The following is a 10,718-nucleotide window of genomic DNA, read 5'->3' as shown; positions in this document are numbered from 1 at the left end:
CCGGTTGGTGATTTGTGATTTTTGGCGATTGATCAGATCGCTCAACTCGGACTGAGTTCCCTCAAAGTGATCTACTATTTGGAACAGCTATTTAGTCTATATTTTATCCGTTCAAGCTAATAAACGATCAATCTTAGCCTGATTTTTATGACGCGCTATTTTGCCCGTCACCGGCGATGTTAAAATTTTCTCCGGGATTTTTTTTATTGCAGCATTCTGCAATCAGTTATTTCTGATTCTTTTTAACTAAAGAGCGTTTTAACACAGAGCGAAGGATAAATAAGATGAAGTTAAAACCTGATGATAACTGGCGCTGGTATTTTGATGCCGAACACGATCGCCTAATGTTGGATCTGGCAAACGGCATGTTATTCCGTTCACGCTTTCCCTCCAAAATGCTGACGCCGGATGCGTTTAATGAATGCGCATTCTGCGTCGAGGATGCGGCCTTATTTTTTACCTATAACGAAAAGTGTCAGAAGATGGCATTAACGCGCTCGCTGCAAAACGAATTAATATTGAATGCGCTGGTGGCCAGTCGTTTTCTTAAACCGTTAATGCCAAAAAGCTGGCACTTCGTCCAACAGCATGTGCCGCATGCGTATGCGCCGCAAACCGGAGATCTGGTTCAGGTGCAAGTCAGCGAGAGTGAGGAAACCGCGTGTTTTCTGGTCGCTGAGGTGGGGGAGAAAGCCAGCTTATGCCTGTTGGCGCAAGAACATTTAATGTTGAATGCGAAGACGATGATATTGAGCGATGCCATTAAAATCATGCATGACAGATTATTGCCAGCGACGGAGCAGCATGCGACGGAACAGGTATCTTCCGCGTTTCAATATGCTAACGTCGTTTAACGCCTCTGGCATTATGCGCTTTATCGCGGGTTGATATCTATTTCAGGCTGATATCGCCGAGGGGAATACAGCTACAGGCGAGAATGGCGCCATTTTCCCCGATTGCACTTTTCTTGAGTGCGGAAACCTCTCCACTGATTAACGTCATCTTACAGCAGCCGCATACACCTGCACGACACGAGTAGGGCACACGTATGCTGTGTTGTTCCAGGTGCTCCAGCAGGATTTGCTGATTATTTCCCGGCAAGTGCTTTCCCTGATATTCAATGGTGATCGTCAGTTCGCTTTGCGCGTTGACCGCTAGGCATTCCGCGATGTTGCCCGCGTAATAAGGGCGCGGCGGTTTGGTGGCAAGAACATCCAGCGTATCGCCGACGCGAATAATGCCGCTGTTGCGGGCAATCATATTCAGACCAAAATCGACATCGCCGTTTTCGGCGGTGCGGAAGGATTGCAATGTCGCCAGAGGTTCGGACGACGGGTGCTTTCTGCCCTGCTCAATGCTGACGGTGGTCAGAACGCAACGGCTGCAAGGCTTGGCGACATCAAAAATGACGTCGCCGATCCGCACGGTTTGCCAGCTATCCTCGGCGAACGCCGCCGCGCCGGTCACGACCAGATTGGGGCGAAACTGTTCGAGTTTGATCCCCGCCGGACAGCGTTGGCGCAGATCCTGAAAAGACGCCTCGTTGATGAGTAGAAACGGATAACCGTCGGCAAACGCGAGCGGGATGTCAGGATGACGCTTGACCCGGCGTGATGGTGCGTCGCCAGCCCAACGCAACTGCACTGGCCGTTGAAAATAAGCGCTCAGCCAGGCGTTAATCGCATCCGGGGCCACTTTAGAGGTAAAGTGATTTCCCCAGACTTCGGTGGGTTGCGGTGTACTGACAAAATCAGTGAAGCGAACGCTGGCGCTTTGTCCGTCCGGCGCGGCGATAAACAGCCCATCGGGTAACAGCGCGGGGGTGAACAACACCATTTGCGGATATTGGCGGGCGGTAATAAAGGTGCCATCGGGTTCGGTGATCATGAAGGTTCGGTCCTGCGCCAACCCACTGGGGCTGGCCAAGGTATGAGACAACTGCAAACCCCGCATCGATTTTACCGGATGAATATAAAGCCGCGTTACGCCGATCACTACTGATTCCTTGCCGCTGTAAAACGGCAACTTTATGACAAGCGTCCCGGATTAGCTATAATGCGCGTCAATTTTCTTTTTGGCGCCATCTCTTTGGTGATTGTAACGATATGAATGCTCTGTTTGCCAGCACTGCCCGTGGCCTGGAAGAACTATTAAAAAGAGAACTTGAAGCGCTGGGCGCCCAGGCCTGTGCCGTGGTGCAAGGCGGGGTGCATTTTCAGGGCGATAATCGCTTGTTGTATCAGAGCTTGTTGTGGAGTCGGCTGGCCTCGCGCATTTTGCTGCCGCTTAATGAATTCAATGTGCACAGCGATTTGGATTTGTACCTTGGCGTTCAGGCTATCGACTGGTCGACGATTTTCGCTGTCGATAAAACTTTTGCCGTGCATTTTACCGGCACTAACGATGATATCCGCAATAGCCAGTATGGGGCGTTGAAAGTGAAAGACGCCATTGTGGACAGCTTCACCCGCAAAACGGGACAACGCCCGGATGTGGCGAAACAGCAACCGGATATTCGCATCAATGTCTTTTTACAGCGCGATACCGCCAGCGTAGCCTTGGATCTGAGCGGCGAAGGCTTGCACCAGCGTGGTTATCGTGATCAGGCAGGATTGGCGCCGCTCAAAGAAAATTTGGCCGCGGCGATTGTTCTGCGCTCCGGTTGGCAAATCGGCGCCCCAATGGTCGATCCGATGTGTGGTTCCGGCACGCTGTTGATTGAGGCGGCGATGATCGCCGCCGATCGCGCGCCCGGTCTGTATCGCACCCGCTGGGGATTCAATGCCTGGTTGCGACACGATGCCGAACTGTGGCGTGATGTGACGGCGCAGGCGCAGCAGCGCGCCCGTCTGGGCCTGCGTGAGACGACGTCGCGCTTTTTTGGTTCCGATATCGACCGGCGGGTGATCGACATAGCCAAAGCCAATGCTCGTCGCGCCGGAGTAGCGGAATTAATCTCGTTTACGGTAAACGATGTGGCCCAGATCCAGAATCCACTACCGACAGGAGCAAAAGGCACCGTACTCAGTAACCCGCCTTATGGCGAACGTCTGGAGAGCGAACCGGCGTTAATTGCGCTGCACAACCTGCTGGGCCGCAAAATGAAAAGCGATTTCGGCGGCTGGCAACTGTCGTTGTTCAGTGCCTCGCCGGAACTGTTGAGTTGCCTGCAATTGCGCGCCGAGCGTCAGTTCAAAGCCAAAAATGGTCCGCTGGATTGCGTGCAGAAGAACTATCAGCTTGCTGAAAGTCAGGGGCAGGCCAGCGGTCAGATTGCCGAGGATTTTGCCAACCGTCTGCGTAAGAATCTGCGTAAACTGGAGAAATGGGCGAAGCAGCAGGGAATTGAGTGTTACCGTCTGTACGATGCCGACCTGCCAGAATACAACGTGGCGGTCGATCGCTACGGCAGTTGGGTGGTGGTGCAGGAATATGCGCCGCCGAAAACCATTGATGCGCAGAAAGCGCGTCAGCGTCTGTTCGATGTGATCAATGCGACGCTGAGCGTGCTGGAATTGCCGTCCAACCGGTTGATTTTGAAAACCCGCGAACGGCAGAAAGGTAAAAGCCAGTATGAGAAACTCTCGCAGAAAGGCGAATTTTTACTGGTAGAAGAGTATAACGCTAAGCTGTGGGTCAACCTGACCGACTATCTGGACACCGGTCTGTTTCTCGATCATCGCATCGCACGCAAAATGCTGGGCGAAATGAGCAACGGCAAAGATTTTCTCAACCTGTTCGCTTATACCGGCACGGCCAGCGTGCATGCCGGATTGGGCGGAGCGCGCACCACCACGACGGTGGATATGTCGCGCACCTATCTGGAATGGGCGGAGAAAAACCTGCGCGCCAATGGCCTGACCGGACGCCAGCATCGTTTGATTCATGCCGATTGCCTGTCATGGCTGCGTGAAGCCAATGAACAGTTTGACGTTATTTTTATCGATCCGCCGACGTTTTCGAACTCGAAACGCATGGAGGATACCTTTGATGTCCAGCGTGACCATCTGGCGTTAATGAAAGATCTTAAACGACTGCTGCGTCGAGGCGGCACAATCATGTTTTCCAACAATAAACGCGGCTTTAAGATGGATATGCCGGGATTGACGGCGTTGGGGCTGGCGGCGAAAGAGATTACCGCGCTGACGCAATCACAGGATTTTGCCCGCAACAGTCAAATTCATAACTGCTGGTTGCTGACGCATGCCGGCGAGGAAAAGTAACAGATGTCATTAATCAGTGTTTCGGGCGCATGGCTGTCGTTCAGTGATGCTCCGCTGTTAGACAACACCGAACTTCATATTGAAGAAAACGAACGCGTTTGTCTGGTGGGCCGCAATGGAGCGGGCAAATCCACGTTGCTAAAGATATTGGCGAAAGAAATTCCGCTTGATGACGGACGCATTACCTATGAGCAGGATTTGATTGTAGCTCGCTTGCAGCAGGACCCGCCGCGAAATGTGGCTGGCAGCGTGTTTGACTTTGTCGCCGAAGGGGTGGCGGAGCAGGCGGATTATCTGAAAAATTATCATGCGACGTTGCGCCTGATTGAAACCGATCCCAGCGACAAGCATCTGAATCAGTTGGCGAAGTTACAGGAGATCCTTGAGCATCAGGGGCTATGGCAATTGGAAAGCCGTATCCACGACGTGCTGGCGCAACTCGGTCTGGACGCTGACGCGCCTCTGTCCTCGTTGTCCGGCGGCTGGCTGCGTAAAGCCGCGCTGGGGCGTGCTCTGGTCAGCGCGCCGCGCGTATTGCTGCTGGACGAACCGACCAACCATCTGGATATCGAAACCATCGACTGGCTGGAAACTTTCCTGAAAACCTTTCAGGGCAGCATCGTGTTTATCTCGCACGATCGTTCGTTTATTCGCAACATGGCGACCCGGATTGTCGATCTTGACCGCGGCAAGCTGGTGTCCTGGCCGGGAAATTACGATAAATATCTCGCGGGCAAAGAAGAAGCGTTGCGGGTGGAAGAACTGCAAAACGCCGAGTTCGATCGTAAACTGGCGCAGGAAGAAGTCTGGATCCGTCAGGGGATCAAAGCGCGTCGCACCCGCAATGAAGGCCGTGTCCGGGCGCTGAAAGCCCTGCGTAATGAACGCTCGCAACGATGCGAGGTGATGGGCGCGGCAAAAATGCAGGTGGAGGAAGCCGCCCGTTCCGGCAAGATTGTGTTTGAACTGGAAGAGGTGAACTATCAGATCGATAATAAACTTCTGACCCGCAATTTCTCCGCTCAGGTGCAGCGCGGCGATAAAATCGCGCTGGTCGGGCCGAATGGCTGCGGTAAAACCACATTACTGAAACTGATGTTGGGTGAATTGGCGCCCACCAGCGGGCGCGTGCATTGCGGCACCAAACTGGAAGTGGCTTATTTTGATCAGCATCGCGCCGAGTTGGATCCCGAACGTACCGTGATGGATAATCTGGCGGAAGGGAAACAGGAAGTCATGGTAAATGGTCGTCCACGTCATGTGCTCGGCTACCTGCAAGACTTTCTGTTCCATCCGAAACGTGCGATGACGCCGGTGAAGGCGCTGTCTGGCGGCGAGCGCAACCGCTTATTGCTGGCGCGGTTATTTCTTAAACCCAGCAACCTGTTGATTCTTGATGAGCCCACCAATGATCTGGATGTGGAAACGCTGGAGTTGCTGGAAGAATTGATCGACAGTTATCAGGGAACGGTGCTGCTGGTCAGCCATGATCGTCAGTTTGTTGATAACTCGGTGACGGAATGCTGGATCTTTGAGGGCGACGGAGTGATATCCCGCTATGTCGGCGGTTATTATGACGCGCAGCAACAACGCGCGGAATCGACGCCGTTGCGCGCCGCCGCCATCCCGACGCCAAAGGGGGCGACGACGCTGTCAGCCGTCAAGAGCGCACCGCCCGCTGAACGTAATGCGGGTAAACTAAGTTATAACCAACAGCGCGAATTGGAGCAGTTACCGCTGAAAATCGAGCAATTGGAGCAGGAAATCAACAACCTGCAAGCGCAGATGAACGACGAGGGATTCTTCAGCCGTCCGCATGAGGAAACGCAGCCGGTGCTGAATGCGTTTGCTGCGGCGGAAGCCTCTCTGGAATCTTGTTTTGAACGTTGGGAAGCGCTGGAAGCACAAAGGAATGGCTAATCGTTATCTCACATCTTCTCCTATGATGAGGGCCGGCGGCGCGAACCACTTTTCCCGCGGGGAAGTGCGTTCGCGTGGTAGTCGCAACTTGAAACGATGACGGGTATCGTCGCAGACGGTCTGATATTGTCCTTGCGGCAGGCCAGGAAGGAGGCTATGCGTGTGTTCCCATAATCATATTCACGAAGACGATATTTATGAGCACCAACATGACGATTACATGTTGTGTCCGCACTGTGATCTGCTGGTCAGGTTGCCAGTTCTGTCGCATGGACAGAAAGCGACTTGTCCACAATGCAAAGCCACATTGACCAGTTATCAGACCGAGCCACGCAAACGTCCGGTTGGGTATGCGCTGAGCGCCTTATTGATGCTGGTGTTGTCAAACCTGTTTCCGTTTGTATCGATGCGCGTTGCCGGCATTAGCAGCGAGATCAATCTGTTTGAAATACCTAAAGTCATGGTGGCGGAGAACTATGACAGCGTCGCCACTCTGTTTATGTTATTTGTCCAACTGGTTCCCGCGTTTTGCATGGCAAGCGTGATTTTGCTCTGTCTGCATATCTCGATGCCGCTGGCGTTAAAGAAAGCGATAGGCAAGGCCCTGTTTCATCTGAAAAGCTGGGGGATGGCGGAAATTTTTCTGGCGGGCGTGCTGGTGAGTTTTGTCAAGCTGATCGCTTACGGCGATGTTGGCATCGGCACCAGTTTCATACCGTTTGTGTTGTTCTGCGTATTGCTACTACTGACGTTTCAGAGTCTTGATCGTCGTTGGCTGTGGAACGACATTGCGGCGCCGCCCATGTTGCCGGCGGCGCCGCAACCCGGCGTCAGCGGTTTGTCGCAGGGATTCCGGTCGTGTTCATGTTGTACGGCGATTTTGCCTGCGCATCAGTTGGTTTGCCCGCGTTGCCACAGTCATGGCCATGCGCGCCGGAAAAAGAGTCTGCAATGGACGATGGCGCTGCTGATTACTTCGATTCTGCTTTATATCCCCTCGAACCTGATGCCGATCATGGTGACGGAAGCGCTGGGGGACCGAATGGGATCGACCATCATGTCCGGCGTGGTGCTGCTGTGGAGCACAGGCTCGTACCCGGTGGCGATGGTGATTTTTATTGCCAGCATTATGGTGCCTTCGTTGAAAATGCTGGCGCTGGGCTGGTTGTGCTGGGTCGCCAACGGCAACGACAAGCGCGACAGCGAACGGATGCATGTGGTGTATGAAATCGTCGAATTCGTCGGACGCTGGTCAATGATAGATGTGTTTGTCATCGCCGTCTTATCAGCGCTGGTGAGGATTGGCCGGTTAATGAGCATTTATCCCGCAGTGGGGGCGGTACTGTTTGCCGCAGTGGTGATCTTGACCATGATTGCGGCGATGATTTTCGATCCTCGTTTATTGTGGGATCGTCGTGATGATGTTTTCAATAAGGAGTCTTCCGTTGACGAAAGATAACTATGCCGTTGCGGATGTAGAAACGATCAAACGTTGGTCGCCGGTCTGGATTGTGCCGATTGTGACGGTACTGATCGGCGCCTGGATATTATTTTATCATTTCAGCCATCAAGGGCCGCAAATCACACTCGTCACCAGTAATGCCGAGGGGCTTGAAGCGGGCAAAACCATGATCAAGAGCCGCAGCGTGGATGTCGGCGTGGTGGAAAGCGTCATGCTGAGTGATGATCTTCATCAGGTGGAAATCAAGGCGCGTCTGCATGACGGCATGGACAAGCTGCTGAAAGAGGATTCAGCTTTCTGGGTGGTGAAACCGCAGGTAGGTCGCGCTGGCGTATCGGGGCTGGAGACGCTGTTGTCCGGCGCTTATATTGAACTTCAGCCTGGCTCTCAAGTCAGGGAAAAAAGAGAGTTTGCGCTATTGGATACGCCGCCTTTGGCATCACCGGACGCCAAAGGGATTCGCGTGATCCTGGACAGCGAACAGGCCGGGCAGTTGAATGTTGGCGACCCGGTACTGTTCCGGGGTTATCGTGTCGGTTCGGTCGAAACCAGCGAGTTTGATCCGCAAGCGCGCAAAATGCGTTACCAGCTATTTATCGCGGCGCCGAATGACACTCTGGTGACCACCAACGTACGTTTCTGGAAAGACAGCGGCGTGGCGTTTGACATGTCTGCGCAGGGGATGCGCGTGGAAATGGGATCGCTGGCGACGCTGTTCAGCGGCGGGGTGAGTTTTGATGTGCCGACCGGTTGGGACGTTGGGAACCCGGCGGAGCAACGGGCGCAGTATCGGCTGTTCGATAGCCAACGCAGCATCCAGGATTCGCTATATACCGAATACAAAGAATATCTCGTGTTCTTTGGTGAATCGATCCGCGGATTGCAGGCCGGCGCGCCGGTTGAATTTCGTGGTATTCGTCTGGGTACGGTGGTGGAAGCGCCGTTCTTCCCCAAAGATTGGCGGCAGAATATTAATGATGATTACCGTATCCCGGTATTGATCCGTATTGAGCCCGATCGGTTCGATAAGAAGATTGGCGGTGATTTCGACTTTGAACAACACCTGAGTCGTGCGCAGCCTCTTGGATTAAGGGCGGCGTTAAAATCAGCGAACTTGTTGACCGGGGCGCTGTATATCGACTTTGATTTTTATCCCAAAGAGAAGAGGGATCAAAAACTGGCCAATATTGATGGTTATCCGGTGCTGCCGACCATTGACGGCGGACTGTCTCAGATCCAACAAAAGCTGATGTCGGTGCTCGACAAGATCAATGGGTTACCGCTTAATCCGATGGTGGCTGAAGCGACCCAGACGCTGGCGGAGAGTCAGGCTACGTTGCGTGAAATGCAGAAAACGCTGGCTTCGCTCAATCAGATAACCTCCAGTAAAGCCATGCAGGATTTGCCGCAGGATATGCAGCAGACCTTACGTGAGCTTAATCGCAGCATGAAAGGCTTCCAGCCCGGTTCACCTGCTTACAATAACATGGTGGCGGATATGCAACGTCTGGATCAAGTGCTGCGTGAATTGCAACCGGTATTGCGCACCTTGAATGAGAAAAGTAATGCATTGATCTTTGAAGCCCCGGCTGGCAAAGATCCTCAGCCGAAGAGGGCAAAATAATGATGAAAGCATGGACTCTGGCAATGGTGCTGTTACTGAGCGCTTGCAGTAGCAGTTCGCAAAAATCATACTATCAGTTACCGGTGGTGCCGCAGGCGAGCACAGCGGGCGTGACCACCGCGCATCCCCGGCAACTGTGGCTAGAACATGTCAGCGTAGCCGACTATCTGGGCAATGTCGGGCTGGTTTATCAGACCAGTGATGTGCAGTACGTTATCGCCAGCGATAACCTGTGGGCAAGCCCGTTGGATCAGCAACTCCGGCAATTATTGGTGACCGATCTGGAAAGCAGGCTGCCCGGCTGGTTGGTGACGACACAACCGCAGGGACGTGAGCAATCGGTGTTAAATGTTACCGTCACGGCGTTTCATGGCCGCTATGATGGTAATGTCGTGATACGCGGCGAATGGATATTGAATCAGTCAGGCCAGGTTATTAAGCGTCCGTTCGATATCATTTTACCGCAGACGGAAGATGGTTATGACGCGTTGGTCAAAACGCTGGCCCAGGGCTGGCGGCAAGTGGCGCAATCCATTGCCCAATCCGCCGTACAGTCTGCTGATCAATCCGTAATCCGTTGAACAATCAAGCTATCCGCTGACCGGGTTGCAGGTTTAACCCGGTCATATGTGACCTCACCGCTGAAAAGGTATGAGCCGTTTTCAGCGGTTTTTTATTTTTCAATTCCTTAGCTGGCGCTTCTCTTTCTTCCTGCGGAAAACTCTTATTTATAGATCACAAATATGACATTGGCGTGAATTTTGCGCCTTGATCTTTGCCGACAGAATGGTTATTGATAGTTTGTGACTGCTTATAAAGTAGTCATTGTTTTCTTTCCACCAGATAAATAATGAGGGAAATAAGGCATGAAGAGACAGAAACGCGATCGCTTGGAACGGGCTCATTCACGTGGTTATCAAGCGGGTATTTCCGGCAGACCGAGGGAACTTTGTCCCTATCAATCAATAAATGCCCGGTCCTACTGGTTGGGAGGCTGGCGACAAGCCATGGAGGACAAGGCGGTTACCGCATAACCCGTCTTGTCATGATGAGGGAACGCCTCCGCTTATGCGGAGGCTTTTATTTTAGTGCGTCGGACAGAGCGCAGGATACATGTCTGACTACTGTCTCACTATGGCTAAAAGAAAAAGCCCCTGACGGACGTAAGGGGCTTTTTCTTTTAAGCTGTATGGCGGGCCGCGCCCGACGATGATGAGCACTACGTCTACGCTATAGCACTCTAAAGCCCTCCTATGGCGTTCGTTGCCCACATTCCCCAACTGTAGACTGGCCAATAGCAATCGGTTTCGCCCTCCAAGGTGAAACGAAAATCCTTTAGACGCTTTGAAAGCGGGGGCCGCGCCCGCCTGGCCTCTGACCGGGCGCAGCCGCAGGTTACATGCTATTCTACGCGGGCGTGGATTCGGTCTGTTACTGAGACAATATTGGCGGGCTTTCGGCGCTATCATCTATACGGGGAAAAGGTGCG

Annotated in this window: 8 protein-coding genes; 7 read left to right on the top strand and 1 reads right to left on the bottom strand. The window is 53.0% G+C overall.

All coding sequences use genetic code 11. The features are described from left to right. The first annotated feature begins 284 nt into the window (after positions 1-284). Positions 285-854, top strand: a complete 570-nt coding sequence (locus tag DES54_RS08825; protein WP_113866526.1) for a cell division protein ZapC — start codon at positions 285-287, stop codon at positions 852-854. 37 nt (positions 855-891) lie between these two features. On the opposite strand, the gene DES54_RS08820 is transcribed toward DES54_RS08825, so the two are convergent. Beyond that, the gene (locus DES54_RS08820; RefSeq protein ID WP_113866524.1) at positions 892-1,995 is read right to left on the bottom strand and encodes a YcbX family protein; all 1,104 of its coding nucleotides are present in this window, start codon (positions 1,993-1,995) and stop codon (positions 892-894) included. 110 nt (positions 1,996-2,105) lie between these two features. Between DES54_RS08820 and rlmKL the strand changes: the two genes are divergently transcribed. The 6 genes from rlmKL to rmf all read left to right on the top strand — a co-directional run bounded on the left by rlmKL (position 2,106) and on the right by rmf (position 10,263). Next, positions 2,106-4,223 (top strand): bifunctional 23S rRNA (guanine(2069)-N(7))-methyltransferase RlmK/23S rRNA (guanine(2445)-N(2))-methyltransferase RlmL, encoded by a 2,118-nt coding sequence (gene rlmKL / locus DES54_RS08815; RefSeq protein ID WP_113866522.1) that lies wholly within the window; start codon positions 2,106-2,108, stop codon positions 4,221-4,223. A gap of 3 nt (positions 4,224-4,226) precedes the next feature. Next, on the top strand, positions 4,227-6,143 hold the full coding sequence (locus DES54_RS08810) for an ABC transporter ATP-binding protein (RefSeq protein WP_113866520.1): 1,917 nt from the start codon (positions 4,227-4,229) through the stop codon (positions 6,141-6,143). A 160-nt stretch (positions 6,144-6,303) separates the two neighbouring features. Beyond that, on the top strand, positions 6,304-7,602 hold the full coding sequence (gene pqiA / locus DES54_RS08805) for a membrane integrity-associated transporter subunit PqiA (RefSeq protein ID WP_113866518.1): 1,299 nt from the start codon (positions 6,304-6,306) through the stop codon (positions 7,600-7,602). Then, the gene (gene pqiB / locus DES54_RS08800) at positions 7,589-9,229 is read left to right on the top strand and encodes an intermembrane transport protein PqiB (RefSeq protein ID WP_113866516.1); all 1,641 of its coding nucleotides are present in this window, start codon (positions 7,589-7,591) and stop codon (positions 9,227-9,229) included. The genes pqiA and pqiB overlap by 14 nt, the downstream gene beginning before the upstream one ends. Then, positions 9,229-9,810: a membrane integrity-associated transporter subunit PqiC gene (gene pqiC / locus DES54_RS08795; RefSeq protein ID WP_113866514.1), complete on the top strand. Its 582-nt coding sequence runs from the start codon at positions 9,229-9,231 to the stop codon at positions 9,808-9,810. Before pqiB ends, pqiC begins: the two co-directional genes overlap by 1 nt. 285 nt (positions 9,811-10,095) lie before the next feature. Continuing rightward, positions 10,096-10,263 (top strand): ribosome modulation factor, encoded by a 168-nt coding sequence (gene rmf, locus DES54_RS08785; RefSeq protein ID WP_009113168.1) that lies wholly within the window; start codon positions 10,096-10,098, stop codon positions 10,261-10,263. Positions 10,264-10,718: the final 455 nt, after the last annotated feature.

Source organism: Brenneria salicis ATCC 15712 = DSM 30166 (assembly GCF_003315515.1).
GTDB classification, from domain to species: Bacteria; Pseudomonadota; Gammaproteobacteria; order Enterobacterales; family Enterobacteriaceae; genus Brenneria; species Brenneria salicis.
Note: the sequence above shows the minus strand (reverse complement) of the source record. Positions and strands in the feature narration are given on the sequence as shown.